Raw genomic sequence first — 15,625 nt, 5'->3', positions numbered from 1 at the left:
CGCGGCGCGTCCAGAGTTCCCCGCCGATCGAATTGGCGTCGATGCCATGGTCGGCCACACGCGCCGCGACCATGCACGACCCGACCGGGTCGTCGTCGAACACGCGCCACACGGCGGCCGCGTCACGCACCACGGACACCCGTCGCTCGCCAACAAGGCGAAAGATGGGCGGAGCCGACATGTGGCGAACTCTCTGTGGTGCGAACTGACGGCCGGTACGAGGGAACCGGCCCCTATCAGCTTACGGTGACAATCGGCGAACCGCTCGATTCTGTTCCCGGACCGTGATCGGCACCTTCGGCATTACCCATCTCGGCGGCGAGCCGCATGGCCTCTTCGATGAGCGTCTCGACAATCTGAGCTTCGGGCACGGTCTTGATCACCTCGCCCCGAACAAAGATCTGCCCCTTGCCATTTCCCGACGCGACGCCGAGGTCGGCCTCGCGGGCCTCCCCCGGACCATTGACGACGCAGCCCATCACGGCCACCCGCAGCGGCACGTCGAGGCCGTCCAGGCCGGCGGTGACCTCATTGGCCAGGGTGTAGACGTCGACCTGCGCACGACCACACGACGGGCAGGACACGATCTCCAGCCCGCGGGGCCGCAGGTTCAGCGACTCGAGGATCTGCGTGCCGACCTTGACCTCTTCGACCGGCGGCGCCGACAGCGAGACCCGGATGGTGTCGCCGATGCCCCGCGACAGCAGAGCGCCGAAGGCCACCGCGGACTTGATGGTGCCCTGGAAAGCCGGACCGGCCTCGGTGACGCCGAGGTGCAGCGGGTAGTCGCATTTCGCGGCCAGCTGTTCGTAGGCGGCGACCATCACGACAGGATCGTTGTGCTTGACGCTGATCTTGATGTCGCCGAAGCCGTGCTCCTCGAACAGCGAGGCCTCCCATAGCGCCGACTCCACCAGCGCCTCGGGCGTCGCCTTGCCGTACTTCTCCATGAACCGCTTGTCCAGCGAGCCGGCGTTGACGCCGATGCGGATCGGGATACCGGCCGCGGCGGCGGCTTTGGCGACCTCGCCGACGCGGCCGTCGAACTCCTTGATGTTTCCCGGGTTCACCCGCACCGCCGCACACCCGGCGTCGATGGCGGCGAAGATGTACTTCGGCTGGAAGTGGATGTCGGCGATCACCGGGATCTGGCTGTGCCGGGCGATCTCGCCCAGCGCGTCGGCATCCTCCTGCCGCGGGCAGGCCACGCGCACGATGTCGCAGCCGGCGGCGGTCAGTTCGGCGATCTGCTGCAGCGTCGAGTTGACGTCGTGCGTTTTGGTGGTGCACATCGACTGCACCGAAATCCGATAGTCGCTGCCGACCCCGACGTCGCGGACCATCAGTTGACGCGTGGTGCGCCGGGGGGCAAGCGTGGGCGCCGGAGCGTCCGGCATGCCCAGGCCAACGGTCACTGTTCGCCTTCTCTCGTCTCTATTGGAAGAGCCTGATCGGATTGACCAGATCAGCGGTCACGGTCAGCAGCATGTAGCCGACCACGAACACCAGCACCACGTACGTGGCGGGCATGAGCTTGAGGTAGTTCACCGGCGCGGCCGCGACCATGCCACGGGCCGACCGGATGAGGTTGCGGATCTTCTCGAACACCGCGATGGCGATGTGGCCGCCGTCGAAGGGCAGCAGCGGCAGCAGGTTGATCGCACCCAGGATGAGGTTCAACTGCGCCAGGAAGAACCAGAACGCCACCCACAGCCCATGGTCGACGGTGTCGCCGCCGATGATGCTGGCCCCGACCACGCTCATCGGGGTCTGCGGGTCGCGCTGCCCGCCGCCAATGGCGTGCACGAGAGCGCCGACCTTCGTCGGGATCGTGACCAGCGCCTTGCCCACCTCGACGGTCAGCTCTCCGGCGAAGGCGAAGGTCGCCGGTACCGCGGAGAACACGCCGTAGTGCGCCGGCGCCTCTCTGACGGCCCCGACGCCGATGGCGCCGACGGTGGCGGCCTCGGGTTGGCCGTTCTGCCCGTTGGCCCCATTAGTCAGGAAGCGTTGGGTGGGCGTGACGTCGACATAGGCGGTGACCGTGCTGCCGTCGCGCTCGACAACGACCGGAACGGTGCCGTGCAACTTGCGCACCGCCGCGGCCATGTCCTCGAAGTTGGACACCGGGGTGTCGCCAACCTTGACGACGACGTCGCCCGGGCGGATCCCGGCGAGCGCCGCCGGACCCGGCCCGGTGCAGTTCCCGATCTTGCCCGGAGCTACTTCCGGCGCGACACAAGCAGTTTCGCCGATTACAGCCCTGGTGGACGGGTGCAGGTTAGGCAGGCCCCACACCAGGGCGATGCCATAGATCAGCACCAAGCAGATAACGAAGTTCATGCCGGGGCCCGCGAACAGCACCGCGATCCGCTTCCAGGTCTTCTGCTTGTACATCGCGCGGTCGTCCTCGTCGGGCGTCAGCTCCTCGACCGGGGTCATGCCGGCGATATCGCAGAAGCCGCCCAGTGGGACGGCTTTCACGCCGTACTCGGTTTCACCGCGCCGAGTCGACCACAACGTGGGGCCGAAACCGACGAAATAACGACGCACCTTCATGCCGGTGGCGCGGGCGACCCACATGTGGCCACACTCGTGCAGGGCCACCGAGATCAAGATGGCGAGCGCGAACAGCACAATGCCGATAGCGAACATCATCAGGCTGTCAGGACCTTTCTCAAACCACTCCGGAGACCTTCTCAGAGGCTCCTGCGGGGATCGCGGTTGCTTTCGCTGTTTCTATAGCCCGCTGCGCCCGCTCCCGTGCCCAGCGCTGCGCGTCTAGTACCTCTTCCACGTTAGCGGGTGAAACGGCCCATTGGTCGGCGCCGTGCAGGACCTCGGCGATGGTTCTGACGATGGCGGGGAAGCCGATCCGCCCCGCGAGGAAGGCCTCTGCGGCTTCCTCGTTGGCCGCGTTGTAGACGGCGGTCATGCAGCCGCCGGTCTCGCCGGCGTGCCGCGCCAGCTCGACCGCGGGGAAGACGTCGGCGTCCAGCGGCTCGAATTCCCAGCTAGATGCTGTAGTGAAATCGCAAGCAGGAGCCGCAACCGGTACCCGGTACGGCCAACCCAAGGCCAAGGAAATGGGCAGCTTCATGTCCGGGGGGCTGGCCTGGGCGATCGTCGAGCCGTCGATGAACGTGACCATCGAATGAACAATCGACTGCGGGTGTACAACCACGTCGATGCGGTCGTAGGGAATGCCGAACAGCAGGTGGGTTTCGATGAGCTCAAGCCCCTTGTTGACCAATGACGCCGAGTTCAGCGTGTTCATCGGGCCCATCGACCAGGTCGGGTGCGCGCCCGCTTGCTCGGGCGTGACGCCCTCGAGCTCGGCGGCGGTCCAACCGCGAAACGGCCCGCCCGAAGCCGTCAGCACCAGTTTGGCGACTTCGTCGGGGGTGCCGCCGCGCAGGCACTGAGCGAGCGCGGAGTGTTCGGAGTCGACGGGCACGATCTGGCCCGGTTGCGCCGCCCTCAACACCAGCGGACCCCCAGCGACCAGCGATTCCTTGTTGGCCAGCGCCAGCCGGGCCCCTGACTCCAAAGCGGCCAGCGTCGGTCGCAGGCCTAACGCGCCGACCAGCGCATTGAGCACGACGTCGGTGTCGGTCTCCTGGACCAGTCGGGTAACCGCCTCGGGCCCGTGGAACGGAACGTCACCGACCAGCTGTGCCGCGCGATCGTCGGTGATGGCGATATTGGTGACTCCGGTCTCGGCGCGCTGCCGCAGCAGCGTATCCAGGTTGGCACCCCCGGCGGCCAGCCCGACCACCTCGAAGCGGTCCGGATTGGCCGCGATGACCTCTAGCGCCTGGGTGCCGATCGAGCCGGTACTGCCCAGCACCAGGACGCGCAGGCGGCCCCCACCACCTGCTTGAGTCGTCGGGTTGGTCACTCACCCATTGTGCCCTCTCACGATCCCTGTGGGGCCTTGCAGCGGGTGTGCCAGAATCTCCACTCAGAAGCCGATCCGATCCGAAGGGGATTCGCCGTGGCCAGTACCGAGGTGGAGCACTTCAATGGCGTCGACGTCGCTGAGGTGCCGTCGGCAGCGTGGGGGTGGAGCAGGATCAATCACCGCACCTGGCACGCCGTCGGGCTGGTCGGCTTCATATTCCTGCTGGCAATGCTGCGCGGCAACCACGTCGGCCATGTCGAGAACTGGTACCTGATCGGGTTTGCCGCGCTTGCGCTCGTCGTTCTCGTCCGCGACCTGTGGGGCCGCAGGCGCGGCTGGATCAGATAGCCACCGGCCGTAAGCGGCGGCGCCGGTGTCAGGGACGGTGCTCGCGCCGCGCCCGTCGGTACCGGCCGCCGGCGAGTGCGCCGGCCACCAGCACCAATAACGCCACCGCCCACGGCACGACGCCATGCTGGTGCACCCAGCCGGCCAACGGGCCCTGGAGGTGTCCGGCCGCCGTGATGACGGCATCCTGCGGATTCGCCCTGGTGTTAAAAAGCCGAAGCTCGTACAGCCCGTAGTAGGCGACGTACACCCCAACGAGCACCATCAGCGCGCCGCCGATGCGATTCACGAACGGCAATACCCGCCGCAAGCGGTCGGCCAGGGCCGAGCCGGCCGTCGCCGCGGCGATGGCCAGGACGCCGACAACCAAGGTCAGACCCGCGACGTAGGCGAGGTAGATCGACGCTCCGGTGATCACCGATCCACCCCGAAAACCGGCGGTGGTGACCGCCAGAAAGGGCCCGACGGTGCACGACAGCGAGGCGATCGCGTAGCTGACGCCGTACCCATACATGCCTGCCAGCCAAGATCCCCGCCGCACGTTCGGGGCCCATCGGGGCCCCAGCGGCCGGGGCGTCAGCACCGTCAATTCCCGACCCGTCAGCAGCCAAAGACCAAGCGCGACAAGCACAACGCCGATCACCACAATGCCGTAAGGTAGGTATCGCTGCACGATCGTGGCCGCCGATATGGTCAGCGCGCCGAACAATCCGAACACCGTCAAAAAGCCGAGCGCCATCCCGACGGTGGCCGCCAGTGCCCGGCTGACCGCGACGAGTGGGCTCGTGGCCCCCGGCGACGGCTCGCCGGACCGCTGCCCGCGCACAACCAGAAGCAGGTACGCGGGCAACATGGCAAACCCACACGGGTTCAGGGCCGCCACCAATCCGGCGGCGAAGGCAAGACCGACGAGACCTTGTTCCACGAGGTTAGGACGTCAGTGCGGCAACCCGGCCGGACAGCTCCTGCTGGGACATAGCCGAGGTGGGGTTGTTGACGAACGTCGAACTGCCGTCCGCCCGATAGAACACGTAAGCCGGCTGCCAGGGGACGTTGTAGCGGGCCCAGATCGAGCCGTCGGCGTCGTTGAGGTTGACGAAGTTCAGGTTGTACTTGGAGACAAAGTTCTGCATCGCAGCAACATCCGAGTGCGCCGCGATGCCGACGAAGGTGACACGCGGATTTGCAGCCGCGACCTGGCTGACGCCAGGAGCCTCTGCGTTGCAGAACGGACACCACGGCGTCCAGAACCACAGCACCGCAGGCTTCCCCTGCAGGCCGGCGCCATTGAACGGCGCACCGCTGAGGGTGGTTGCGTTGAATTGCAGGCGCTCGTCGGCAGCCACCGCTTGCGGTGCATCGGCCAGCCCGAAGATCAAGGCAGCCACGAAAGCGGCCGCGGCAAACAACTTCAACGGAGACAACAGGCGAATGAACATGGCATACCTCGTTTGCTGGTGTTATGCCTTATAGACGTGCTAGTACCCTTTCCGGTTCATCACGCCCAGCCACCCGCCTTCGGCGGCCAGCTGTCCGCAGCCCCGGTCGATTCGCCTGCGCTCCAGCCACCCGCCTTCGGCGGCCAGCTGTCCGCAGGCGGCGCTGATCTCACGGCCTCGGGTATCCCGCACCGTGCATGAAACCCCCTTCGATCGGACCCGCCGGACGAATTCCCGCTCGACGGCCTTGGGGCTGGCATCCCAATCGCTGCCCGGGGTCGGGTTGAGCGGGATCAGGTTCACGTGTACCAGCGACCCGAGCGCACGGTGCAGCCGCTTACCCAGCAAGTCGGCCCGCCACGGCTGGTCGTTGACGTCGCGGATCAGCGCGTACTCGATCGACACCCGCCGACCGGTCATCTCCGCGTAATACCGGGCGGCGTCCAGAGCCTCGCCGATCTTCCACCGGTTGTTGACCGGGACCAGCGTGTCGCGCAGTTCGTCGTCGGGCGCATGCAACGACAGCGCCAGGGTCACCCCGAGGCGTTCATCGGCAAGCTTGCGGATCGCCGGGACCAGACCCACCGTCGACACAGTCACCGAGCGGGCCGAAATACCGAAGCCGTTCGGCGGCGCCTCGATGATGCGCCGCACCGCGGCCAGCACCCTCACGTAGTTGGCCAGCGGCTCCCCCATACCCATGAAAACCACGTTCGACAACCGCTGACTAACCGGGCCGAAGTCATCGCGCAGCGCTGCGGCGCCGGCACGCACCTGCTCGAGGATCTCCGCCGTCGACAGGTTACGCGTCAATCCACCCTGGCCGGTCGCACAGAACGGACAGGCCATGCCGCAGCCGGCCTGCGACGAAATGCACACCGTATTGCGCTGCGGGTAGCGCATCAGGACCGACTCGACGGTGGCGCCATCGATGGCCCGCCACAAGGTCTTTCGAGTCTGCCCGGCATCGCAGGTGACTTCGCCGGCCGCCGTGAGCAGGTTGGGGAACATGGTCTCGGCGACCCGGTCGCGGACGGCCGCCGGAAGGTCTGTCATCTGTCGCGGATCGGCGATCAGCCGGCCGTAGTACTGGTGCGCGAGCTGCTTGGCGCGAAACGCCGGCAGGCCCAGCTCCGCGACCGCGGAGGCACGGCCCGCCGCGTCGAGGTCGGCCAGGTGGCGTGGCGGCCTGCTCGGACGCGGCTCGGAGAAAACCAACTGTTGGACCATGATGAGTCCAGTATCGGCCTGTCAGGGCACGAGTGTGAGCACGATCCAGGCCGCGACCGCCGACGGGAGCACGCCGTCGAGCCGGTCCATCAGGCCGCCGTGGCCGGGCAGCAGGCGGCCCATGTCTTTGATGCCGAGGTCGCGCTTGATCTGGGACTCCACCAGATCGCCCAGCGTGCAGGTGAGCACGAGGACAACACCCAGCAGCGCACCGACCCATAGTTGTTTGTGGGCCAGGAAGGTCGCGGTCAGCATCGCCGCGGTGATCCCGAAGACCAGCGAACCGGCGAATCCCTCCCAGGACTTCTTGGGGCTGATCGCCGGAACCATCGGATGCTTGCCGAAGAGCACGCCGACGGCGTAGCCGCCCACGTCGGAGGCGACGACCGTGATCATCAGGCAAAAGACGCGTCCAGCGCCGTCCTTCGGGTAGACGAGCAGCGCGGCGAAGGAGGCGAACAGCGGGACCCAGGCGGCCAGGAAAACGGTCGCGGACACGTCCCGCAGGTAGTTCGCCGACGGTGAGCCGACGAACGGCTCGGGCCGCTTGCTGTTGTCCTGCATGAACAGCCGCCAGACCAGGCAGACCACCACGGTTGCACCGAAGCCGGCCATCGCGCCGGCTGCATGGAACGGCCAGGTCAGCCAGACGATGAGCTGCCCTCCGATCAGCAGCGGGACGACCGGAATCACGTATCCGGCTTCGCGCAGCCGCCGCACGACCTCATGGCTGGCAACGAGAATGGCCCCCGCGCAGAGGAGCACCCAACCGCGCGGAGCGAACAGCAGCGTCGCGATGAGCACAGCACCGATAGACGTGCCCACCAGAATCGCGGCGGGCAGATCGCGGCCGGCCCGGGACGTCCTGTTACCCGACTGCTGCGTCGATTTCTTGGCCCCACGCGCCGGCTCGCTGGGCGGGGTGCCTGCGCCGGTAGTAGCCACGGACCTGGATGAACTTAGCTGCTGAGCGGCCGCTAGACCTCCAGCAGCTCGCCTTCTTTGTGCTTGACCAACTCTTCGATCTGGGTGACGTACTGATGGGTGGCCTTGTCCAGGTCCTTTTCCGCGCGGCCGACCTCATCCTCGCCCGCCTCGCCGTCCTTGCGGATACGGTGCAGCTCCTCCATCGCTTTGCGACGGATGTTGCGCACCGAAACCTTGGCATCCTCCCCTTTGCCCTTGGCCTGTTTGACCAGCTCCCGCCGGCGCTCCTCGGTGAGTTGCGGTACCGCTACCCGGATAAGGGTGCCGTCGTTGCTGGGATTCACTCCGAGGTCGGAGTTGCGAATCGCCGTCTCGATGGCGCCGAGTTGATTGGCTTCGTAGGGCTTGATGACGACAAGCCGCGCCTCGGGGACATTGATGCTGGCCAGCTGCGTAATCGGGGTGGTGGCGCCGTAGTAGTCGATCACGATCCGGGAGAACATACCCGGGTTGGCGCGGCCGGTTCGGATGGTTGACAGGTCGTCCCGGGCTACAGATACGGCCTTCTCCATTTTCTCTTCTGCATCGAAGAGAGCCTCATCAATCATTTGTGCGCCGCTCCTTCTCATCGCTACGCTCTGCATCGTCGCCAGCGCCGATCATTTGCGGGTCTTCCCCTCAGGTGGTGACCAGCGTTCCGATCTTCTCACCAGCGACCGCACGGGCGATATTGCCATTGGTCAGCAGGTTGAACACCAGAATCGGCATGCCATTGTCCATACACAGACTGAATGCCGTGGCATCGGCCACTCGCAGCCCACGGTCGATGACTTCGCGGTGACTGATCGCGGTGAGTAGCTCGGCCTCGGGATTCACCCGTGGATCCTCGGCGAACACGCCATCGACCGCCTTGGCCATCAGGACCACGTCCGCGCCGATCTCCAGTGCCCGCTGCGCAGCCGTCGTGTCCGTGGAGAAGTAGGGCAGCCCCATGCCGGCGCCGAAGATCACCACGCGGCCCTTTTCCAAGTGGCGCACGGCCCGCAACGGGATATAGGGTTCGGCCACCTGGCCCATGGTGATCGCGGTTTGGACCCTGGTGGCGATGCCCTCCTTCTCCAGGAAGTCCTGCAGCGCGAGGCTGTTCATGACTGTGCCGAGCATGCCCATGTAGTCCGAACGCGTCCGCTCCATACCGCGTTGCTGCAGCTGCGCGCCACGGAAGAAGTTGCCGCCGCCGATCACGACAGCGACTTGCACCCCGTCGCGGACCACCTCGGCGATCTGGCGGGCGACCTGCGCCACGACATCGGGATCCAAACCGACCTGGCCGCCGCCGAACATTTCGCCACCCAGCTTGAGCAAAACTCTCGAGTACTTGGCTCGGCCCGCAGGCTGACCGGACGCGTGCCCCCGTTCCGGCGGAGCTGTCGGTACGCCGTTGGCGCTCGTCGGCCCTGGCTTCGGAGACGCCGCGCCGGCGACTTGGGGCTCCCTGGGCTCCGTCATCAGACTCCTCGCATGAGAGTGCCATCCCGGACGACCCCATCCGGAACGGCAGTTCACATCCTGCCTCATCGCAGCACAACATTGCGTGGGCGGGGTGCATTATCTGCACAGTTGGCCGTTTGGGTGGATTCTCGGGCGCGTCGCGCCAGGTCAAACTGAGCAACGGAGCGGATACGGCTTTCGTTCCGGCATCGGATGTTTGAGCCTGTGGCGGGATGGGGAATCCACACAAACGCGGGGGGCAAATCACGGTCTTGAGAATAAGGACCATGCCTCGTCGTGTGACGGGACCGATCGCTGGGGCGATCGGCATTGAGCGGGAATTGCTCAACCACGTACGTCAATGAGGAGGATCTGATCCATGGCGGACACCAACAAGTCGGGACCTGCTGAAGCCGTGAAGGGCGTCGTCGAGGACGCCAAGGGCAAGGTCAAGGAAGCCGTCGGTGCGGTCGCTGGTCGCGATGATCTCACTCGCGAAGGCCAAGCCCAGCAGGACAAGGCGGAAGCACAGCGCAATGCGGCAAAGAAGGAAGCCGAAGCGGACGCCGCCCGCGCCAGCGCGAAGGTAGCCGAGGAGCGCCAAAAGTCCAACCAGTAGCTTGTCTCCAAGGATGGGTCCGGTCCGTGAAAACGGACCGGACCCATCGACTTTCCCGGCTAGAGCAAGCCATCTCCGAGGCGCGCGATCGCCACGGGTCATACTTAATCCCGAACACGGGAACGATGTTTGCTTATTTTTGCTCTGAATCGGGTATTCAGCGCTGCGCTGGCAGACATCTCCCCGCGAGGTGCCTACGGGTCGGGGGCAAATGGCAGGGCCTCATGAGGTTTGGAGATGTCCTTGGATGTTCTACTACTCACTGATGAAGCCGATTTCGAATCGGCTCTGCCGACACTGCAATCGTTCGCACAGACCATGCGGTGCGCCGCACTGACCGACAATGTCGACGGGCATCACGGAACTGCCGACGTAGCGATCATCGATGCGCGCACTGACCTCGCGACAGCCCGGACTGTCTGCCGCCAACTGACTGCTAACTCACCGGCCATCGCGGTGGTCGCCGTGGTCGCGCCGGCGGACTTCGTGGCGGTTGACGTCGACTGGCATTGCGATGATGTGCTGCTTCCCGCCGCTGGCGCGGACGAGCTGCAGGCGCGGCTGCGGCTGGCGATCACACGTCGGCGCAGCGCAATGGACGGCACACTGAAATTCGGTGACCTCCTGCTGCACCCCGCCAGTTACGCGGGGTCGCTCGACGGCAAAGAACTGAGCCTGACGCTCACCGAGTTCAAATTGCTGAATTTCCTTGTGGAGCATGCTGGTCGGGCGTTCACCCGCACGCGGCTGATGCACGAGGTGTGGGGTTATGACTGCAACGGTCGTGTCCGCACGGTCGACGTTCACGTGCGACGACTGCGTGCCAAGCTCGGAACCCAGCACGGATCGATGGTGGAGACCGTTCGCGGTGTGGGTTACATGGCGGCCACGCCACCGCAACCGGAATGGATTATCAATGAGCCGACGCTGACTCCGGTTTGGACGTCAGCGGCGGCGCCGGCCACCGACCAGGTCGCGCGTTGAGCGAGTCGGATCGACCTCGAAATAGCTAATCCCGCAGGGGCTTTCACTGGCCAGTCACGCGGAGAGCGATCAAACCAAGCGAAAAAGCCCCGCGCGCAGGACCTCCCCGCGCCATGGTCGATGGCGCGGGGAGATATTTGCAACCGGATCAGGTGTGTGGCGCCGGGCCCGGCAGCGTACCCGGTGCCGGACTTGCGTTCGGCGCGCCAGGCGCCGAGGACCCCGGCACGTTCGACGTCCAGATCAGAATGTCTTGCATTCCGTCGTTGTAGGCGACGCCATTCGGGGGCGCGCCGGTCACGTCGAAGTACAGCGTGCCGGTCGACTCGCTACCTTGCGGGATCGGCGCCGGGTTAAGGCTGCCCGGGGCCTGAACCTTGTCGATCACCCGGTAGTTCTGACCGTTGGGCCCGCGGGCAATGAAGTCGTTAACCATCGGCGTAACGAGCCCACCGTCCGACCTGGCGGTGATGTCTGCCTGGTAGAGCGTTCCTTTCGGGGTGTAGCCGGGAATCGCCGCGTTGCTCTGTTGCAGGTTGCTCACGGTGTAGTTGGTGACGAGGGGCCCGTCCACGAGTTGTTCGCTGGTGCCGAATCCCTGGATGTTGGGCGGCGCAGCGGAAGCCGTTGCCGCAGCGAAAACGCTTGCAGCCGCTATCCCCCCGGCAACAACAGCACCCTTCACAGCGTTTGTAGTGACCTTCATGGCATTCCTTTCGTAACGATCGCTCCCAATTAGGGCGATAACCGCACATATCTCCCATAACCCGTCAGGCGCGAACTCAAACACGAACACTCCTTTGATTTTCCAAGCCCGGCTTGGCTACCTGCGCAAACTGTTTCGATGTTGTTTTGTGCCGCAGCACTTTTCGCATCACTTCTTTAACATCGGCACCACTGCCACCACAACGCCACCGCTACCTCGACAATCACGAACTGCTAAGAACCGGTGGCTGATTCTCGTTCAGCGGGGTAGCCGCGGCGTAGCGCTTGACCTGCTAGATCGGTCGGGCGCCGGTGCGGACAAGTTTTCAAACACGACAAGAAGGGCCGACGACGATCGGGATGTCTGGGACGGCCTATTCGGCAACCCGAGTCTTAAAGCGGTGCGTATCGGGACGCAACGCTGGGCTAACTTGAATCACAAAAAGGAAGTCCAATCCGGAGGCCGGCCGATTCTTTCGTAGCCGGGAGATGTCGATGTGCGGCATCACCGGCCAAGGTGCACATCCAGACGCCAGATATATGTCAATATCATTGACATGGTTCAGGCCGAGGACGCTCCGCTGGGTTACCTGCTTTACCGAGTGGGAGCGGTTCTGCGACCGGAGGTTTCCGCGGTGTTGGGCCCGCTGGGCCTGACGCTGCCGGAATTCGTTTGCCTGCGCATTCTTTCGATGTCCCCGGGACTGTCTAGCGCTGAGTTGTCCCGGCACACCAACGTGACGCCCCAGGCGATGAACACGGTGCTGCGCAAGCTGGAAGACGTCGGTGCGGTGGAACGGCCGACGTCGGTGTCCTCCGGTCGCGCGCTACCGGCCACACTGACCGGGCAGGGGCGCGCCCTGCTGAAGCGTGCCGAAGGCGCGGTCCGCCTCGCTGATGCCCGCATCCTGGACAAGTTGACCGGAGCCCAGCAGCGCGAGTTCAAACGGATGCTCGAAAGGCTCGGATCCGACTGACGGCGTCATTGGGAGGCGTGAATCCGGGTCCACGGCCGGGCCTCTTCGAGTTCATAGGCCAGTTCCAGCAACAGCGCGTCCCTCCCGACGTCGGCCGAAAGCATCATGCCCACCGGCATGCCCTCGGCGGATTGGGCCAATGGCAGCGAAATCGCCGGCTCGCCGGTGACGTTCTGCAGCGGGGTGAACGCCACCCAACCGATCAACCGGTAAATCACCTGCTGATAGTCGGTGGGGGCCAGGTATCCGATCCGGGGCGTCTCGTCGGCGACGGTCGGGGTGAGCACCGCGTCGTAGCTGCCGAAGAATTTCGCGGTGCGCCGTCGCAGCCTGCGCAGGCGCAGGATCGCCAGCGGGAGCCGGTGGATGTTGCGGCTGGTGTGCCGGTCCAGGCCGAGCGTCAGGCTGTCCAGCCGGGTGCGGTCGAACGTGCCGCCGAACAGGCGTCGCCCGCTGCGCACCTGCGCCAGCGCCAGAAACCCCCAATACAACACAAAATCGTCTACGAAACTGGCGGGCACCGGGGGCTCGTCAACGTGTTCGACACGGTGGCCCAGTTCCTCGAGCAGCGCCCCCGACTTCAGCGTGAGCTCGCGCACTTCGGGGCTGGACTCGCGCTGGACCGATCGGGTCAACACGGCGATCCGCAACCGCTGCCGACCGGGCCGCGTGACGTCCCCGACCGGCGCCAGCTTGGGGTTGCGCCAGATCCGCTCGGCCTCCCGATAAAAGGCCGCGGTGTCACGCACCGAGCGAGTCAGCACACCGTTGGCGACGAGGCCCACCGGCATCCGGCTCAGCTCCGGGTCCAGCGGCAACCGGCCACGCGACGGCTTGAGCCCGACGAGCCCGTTGCAGGCGGCCGGAATGCGGATGGAGCCGCCGCCGTCGTTGGCATGCGCGATCGGCACCACACCTGCGGCGACGAACGCGCCGGACCCCGAAGACGAGGCGCCCGCGGTGAAGTCGGTGTTCCATGGGTTGCGGACCGGCCCCAACCGGGGGTGTTCGGCGGATGCGCTGAACCCGAATTCCGACATCTGCGTCTTGCCCAGCGATGTCGCCCCGGTAGCCATGAACAGCTTGGTGAACACGCTGTCGGCGACAGCCTCCTGGGGCGCCCACGCGTCGGTGCCGCGCATCGTCGGCTGTCCGGCGACATCGACGTTGTCCTTGAGGAAAGTCGGGACGCCGCTCAAGAAACCACTCGCGGCGCTCGCCGACGCGGTTTCCCGGGCCCGCTGAAACGCCTCATGCGCCAAGCCGTTGAGGGACGGGTTGACGGCCTCGGTGCGGGCGATGGCCGCCTCGATTACGTCAGCTCTGCCGACCCGACCAGCGCGAATGGCATCGGCAAGGCCGACCGCGTCGAGATCACCGAGGGCATCGTCACCGAAAGCGTGCACGCGTCGCATAGCAACGACGCTAGCCGCACGTCGCCGAGCTAGGCCTGGCCCACCTCGAAACGAACGAATCGCGTCAGCGTCACACCGGCCTCGTCGAGCAAGGCCTTGACGGTCTTCTTGTTGTCGGACACCGACGGCTGCTCGAGCAGCACAACATCCTTGAAGAAGCCGTTCAACCGGCCCTCGACGATCTTGGGCAGCGCCTGCTCCGGCTTGCCCTCCGCCTTGGCGGTCTCCTCGGCGATGCGGCGTTCACTGGCCACGACGCCTTCGGGCACATCGTCGCGGGACAGGTACTTGGCCTTCAGCGCGGCGATCTGCAGCGCGACCGTGTGCGCGGCGTCTTTGTCCTGGCCCTCGAATTCGACGAGCACACCGACGGCGGGCGGCAAGTCGGCGGCACGCTTGTGCAGGTAGGTCTCGACGTTGCCGTCGAAGTACTGCACGCGGCGCAGCTCGAGCTTCTCGCCGATTTTGGCCGACAGGTCGGCGATGGCTTGCTCGACGGTCTTGTCGCCGATTTTGGCCGACTTGAGAGCGTCGACGTCAGTGGCCTTCGCATCCAAGGCGGCATCGACGATCTGCTCGGCCAGGGCCTGGAACTCGGCGTTCTTGGCGACGAAGTCGGTCTCCGAGTTGAGCTCGACGAGCGCGCCGTTCTTGGCCGCGACCAGACCTTCGGCCGTGGCCCGCTCGGCACGCTTGCCGACGTCCTTGGCGCCCTTGATCCGGAGTGCCTCGACGGCCTTGTCGAAGTCGCCGTCGGTTTCGGCCAGCGCGTTCTTGCAGTCGAGCATGCCGGCACCGGTGAGTTCCCGAAGCCGCTTGACGTCGGCAGCGGTGAAGTTCGCCATATCAGCCTTCCGTGGGGGTTGATTCGGTTGTGCCTAATGCGGCGTCATTCGGAGCAGAGGGGGTGGCGGCGGTGGCGGTAGCGGAGGCCAGGAGCTCCTGCTCCCACTCGGCGAGCGGCTCGGCGGATTCCGCCTCGGGCTTGCCGTCAGTACGGCCCAGGCCGGCCCGGGCCTGCAGCCCCTCGGCGACCGCGGAGGCGATCACCTTGGTCAGCAGCGCGGCCGAGCGGATCGCGTCGTCGTTGCCGGGGATCGGGTAGTCGACCTCGTCGGGGTCGCAGTTGGTGTCCAGGATCGCGATGACCGGGATGCCCAGTTTGCGGGCCTCGCCGACGGCGATGTGCTCCTTGTTGGTGTCGACGACCCAGATCGCCGACGGCACCTTGGCCATATCGCGGATACCGCCGAGGCTGCGCTCCAGTTTGTTCTTCTCGCGGGTCAGCATCAAGATTTCCTTCTTGGTGCGGCCCTCGAAGCCACCGGTCTGCTCCATCGCCTCGAGCTCCTTGAGCCGCTGTAGGCGCTTGTGCACGGTGGAGAAGTTGGTGAGCATGCCGCCCAGCCACCGCTGGTTCACGTACGGCATACCGACACGGGTCGCTTCGGCCGCAACGGACTCCTGCGCCTGCTTCTTGGTGCCGACGAACAGCACGCTGCCACCGTGGGCGACGGTCTCCTTGACGAACTCGTACGCCTTGTCGATGAAGGTCAGCGTCTGCTGCAGGTCGATGATGTAGATGC

General features: G+C 65.7%; 17 protein-coding genes and 1 pseudogene. 4 read left to right on the top strand and 14 right to left on the bottom strand.

What is annotated here, in order from left to right:
- From ACLP4W_RS21895 to dxr, 4 genes and pseudogenes are all read right to left on the bottom strand, one after another.
- Positions 1-181, bottom strand: a pseudogene (locus tag ACLP4W_RS21895) (GNAT family N-acetyltransferase); the annotation flags it as partial.
- A gap of 55 nt (positions 182-236) precedes the next feature.
- Positions 237-1,415 carry a flavodoxin-dependent (E)-4-hydroxy-3-methylbut-2-enyl-diphosphate synthase gene (gene ispG / locus ACLP4W_RS21890; RefSeq protein ID WP_442389520.1) on the bottom strand — a complete coding sequence of 393 codons (1,179 nt, stop codon included), beginning with the start codon at positions 1,413-1,415 and terminating at the stop codon, positions 237-239.
- A 19-nt stretch (positions 1,416-1,434) separates the two neighbouring features.
- Complete coding sequence (locus ACLP4W_RS21885; protein ID WP_442389519.1) at positions 1,435-2,658, bottom strand: M50 family metallopeptidase; 1,224 nt, start codon at positions 2,656-2,658, stop codon at positions 1,435-1,437.
- 19 nt (positions 2,659-2,677) lie between these two features.
- Positions 2,678-3,901 (bottom strand): 1-deoxy-D-xylulose-5-phosphate reductoisomerase, encoded by a 1,224-nt coding sequence (dxr, locus tag ACLP4W_RS21880; RefSeq protein ID WP_442389518.1) that lies wholly within the window; start codon positions 3,899-3,901, stop codon positions 2,678-2,680.
- 96 nt (positions 3,902-3,997) lie between these two features.
- On the opposite strand from dxr, the gene ACLP4W_RS21875 reads away from it, so the two are divergent.
- Positions 3,998-4,252: a DUF2631 domain-containing protein gene (locus ACLP4W_RS21875; RefSeq protein ID WP_442389517.1), complete on the top strand. Its 255-nt coding sequence runs from the start codon at positions 3,998-4,000 to the stop codon at positions 4,250-4,252.
- A 28-nt stretch (positions 4,253-4,280) separates the two neighbouring features.
- Here the strand turns inward: ACLP4W_RS21875 and ACLP4W_RS21870 are convergent, their stop codons facing one another.
- The 6 genes from ACLP4W_RS21870 to pyrH form a co-directional block, all read right to left on the bottom strand.
- Entirely contained in the window at positions 4,281-5,177 is an 897-nt protein-coding gene (locus tag ACLP4W_RS21870) for a cytochrome c biogenesis CcdA family protein (protein WP_442389516.1), read from the bottom strand.
- Positions 5,178-5,181: 4 nt separating this feature from the next.
- On the bottom strand, positions 5,182-5,691 hold the full coding sequence (locus ACLP4W_RS21865) for a protein disulfide oxidoreductase (RefSeq protein ID WP_442389515.1): 510 nt from the start codon (positions 5,689-5,691) through the stop codon (positions 5,182-5,184).
- 39 nt (positions 5,692-5,730) lie between these two features.
- Positions 5,731-6,921 (bottom strand): 23S rRNA (adenine(2503)-C(2))-methyltransferase RlmN, encoded by a 1,191-nt coding sequence (rlmN, locus tag ACLP4W_RS21860; RefSeq protein ID WP_442389514.1) that lies wholly within the window; start codon positions 6,919-6,921, stop codon positions 5,731-5,733.
- Positions 6,922-6,942: 21 nt separating this feature from the next.
- Positions 6,943-7,866: a phosphatidate cytidylyltransferase gene (locus ACLP4W_RS21855; protein ID WP_442389513.1), complete on the bottom strand. Its 924-nt coding sequence runs from the start codon at positions 7,864-7,866 to the stop codon at positions 6,943-6,945.
- Between the two features lie 32 nt (positions 7,867-7,898).
- The gene (frr, locus tag ACLP4W_RS21850) at positions 7,899-8,456 is read right to left on the bottom strand and encodes a ribosome recycling factor (protein ID WP_442389512.1); all 558 of its coding nucleotides are present in this window, start codon (positions 8,454-8,456) and stop codon (positions 7,899-7,901) included.
- 70 nt (positions 8,457-8,526) lie between these two features.
- Entirely contained in the window at positions 8,527-9,357 is an 831-nt protein-coding gene (gene pyrH, locus ACLP4W_RS21845; protein ID WP_442389511.1) for a UMP kinase, read from the bottom strand.
- Between the two features lie 361 nt (positions 9,358-9,718).
- Between pyrH and mbp1 the strand changes: the two genes are divergently transcribed.
- A complete protein-coding gene (gene mbp1, locus ACLP4W_RS21840) occupies positions 9,719-9,958 on the top strand; it encodes a microaggregate-binding protein 1 (RefSeq protein WP_442389510.1) in 240 nt (79 codons plus the stop codon).
- A 237-nt stretch (positions 9,959-10,195) separates the two neighbouring features.
- Positions 10,196-10,942 (top strand): winged helix-turn-helix domain-containing protein, encoded by a 747-nt coding sequence (locus ACLP4W_RS21835; RefSeq protein WP_442389509.1) that lies wholly within the window; start codon positions 10,196-10,198, stop codon positions 10,940-10,942.
- Positions 10,943-11,090: 148 nt separating this feature from the next.
- Here the strand turns inward: ACLP4W_RS21835 and ACLP4W_RS21830 are convergent, their stop codons facing one another.
- Complete coding sequence (locus ACLP4W_RS21830) at positions 11,091-11,648, bottom strand: MPT63 family protein (protein ID WP_442389508.1); 558 nt, start codon at positions 11,646-11,648, stop codon at positions 11,091-11,093.
- Between the two features lie 556 nt (positions 11,649-12,204).
- On the opposite strand from ACLP4W_RS21830, the gene ACLP4W_RS21825 reads away from it, so the two are divergent.
- Positions 12,205-12,624 (top strand): MarR family winged helix-turn-helix transcriptional regulator, encoded by a 420-nt coding sequence (locus ACLP4W_RS21825; protein ID WP_442389507.1) that lies wholly within the window; start codon positions 12,205-12,207, stop codon positions 12,622-12,624.
- A gap of 5 nt (positions 12,625-12,629) precedes the next feature.
- Here ACLP4W_RS21825 and ACLP4W_RS21820 read toward each other — a convergent pair whose 3' ends face one another.
- The 3 genes from ACLP4W_RS21820 to rpsB all read right to left on the bottom strand — a co-directional run.
- Positions 12,630-14,039 (bottom strand): amidase, encoded by a 1,410-nt coding sequence (locus ACLP4W_RS21820; RefSeq protein ID WP_442389506.1) that lies wholly within the window; start codon positions 14,037-14,039, stop codon positions 12,630-12,632.
- A gap of 29 nt (positions 14,040-14,068) precedes the next feature.
- A complete protein-coding gene (tsf, locus tag ACLP4W_RS21815) occupies positions 14,069-14,884 on the bottom strand; it encodes a translation elongation factor Ts (protein WP_442389505.1) in 816 nt (271 codons plus the stop codon).
- A 1-nt stretch (position 14,885) separates the two neighbouring features.
- Positions 14,886-15,625, bottom strand: a 740-nt coding sequence (rpsB, locus tag ACLP4W_RS21810) for a 30S ribosomal protein S2 (protein WP_442389504.1), incomplete at its 5' end; no start/stop codon positions are given.

It is taken from the genome of Mycobacterium sp. (assembly GCF_052145595.1).
Lineage (GTDB): Bacteria > Actinomycetota > Actinomycetes > Mycobacteriales > Mycobacteriaceae > Mycobacterium.
This window is presented reverse-complemented; position numbering and strand designations above follow the sequence as displayed.

What these genes read in the sequence shown, in the direction of transcription:
- ACLP4W_RS21885 (WP_442389519.1), bottom strand. Translation starts at nt 2,658, where the DNA reads ATGATGTTCGCTATCGGCATTGTGCTGTTCGCGCTCGCCATCTTGATC.
- ACLP4W_RS21865 (WP_442389515.1), bottom strand. Translation starts at nt 5,691, where the DNA reads ATGTTCATTCGCCTGTTGTCTCCGTTGAAGTTGTTTGCCGCGGCCGCT.
- rlmN (WP_442389514.1), bottom strand. Translation starts at nt 6,921, where the DNA reads ATGGTCCAACAGTTGGTTTTCTCCGAGCCGCGTCCGAGCAGGCCGCCA.
- frr (WP_442389512.1), bottom strand. Translation starts at nt 8,456, where the DNA reads ATGATTGATGAGGCTCTCTTCGATGCAGAAGAGAAAATGGAGAAGGCC.
- pyrH (WP_442389511.1), bottom strand. Translation starts at nt 9,357, where the DNA reads ATGACGGAGCCCAGGGAGCCCCAAGTCGCCGGCGCGGCGTCTCCGAAG.
- mbp1 (WP_442389510.1), top strand. Translation starts at nt 9,719, where the DNA reads ATGGCGGACACCAACAAGTCGGGACCTGCTGAAGCCGTGAAGGGCGTC.
- ACLP4W_RS21835 (WP_442389509.1), top strand. Translation starts at nt 10,196, where the DNA reads ATGTCCTTGGATGTTCTACTACTCACTGATGAAGCCGATTTCGAATCG.
- ACLP4W_RS21830 (WP_442389508.1), bottom strand. Translation starts at nt 11,648, where the DNA reads ATGAAGGTCACTACAAACGCTGTGAAGGGTGCTGTTGTTGCCGGGGGG.
- ACLP4W_RS21825 (WP_442389507.1), top strand. Translation starts at nt 12,205, where the DNA reads ATGGTTCAGGCCGAGGACGCTCCGCTGGGTTACCTGCTTTACCGAGTG.
- ACLP4W_RS21820 (WP_442389506.1), bottom strand. Translation starts at nt 14,039, where the DNA reads ATGCGACGCGTGCACGCTTTCGGTGACGATGCCCTCGGTGATCTCGAC.
- tsf (WP_442389505.1), bottom strand. Translation starts at nt 14,884, where the DNA reads ATGGCGAACTTCACCGCTGCCGACGTCAAGCGGCTTCGGGAACTCACC.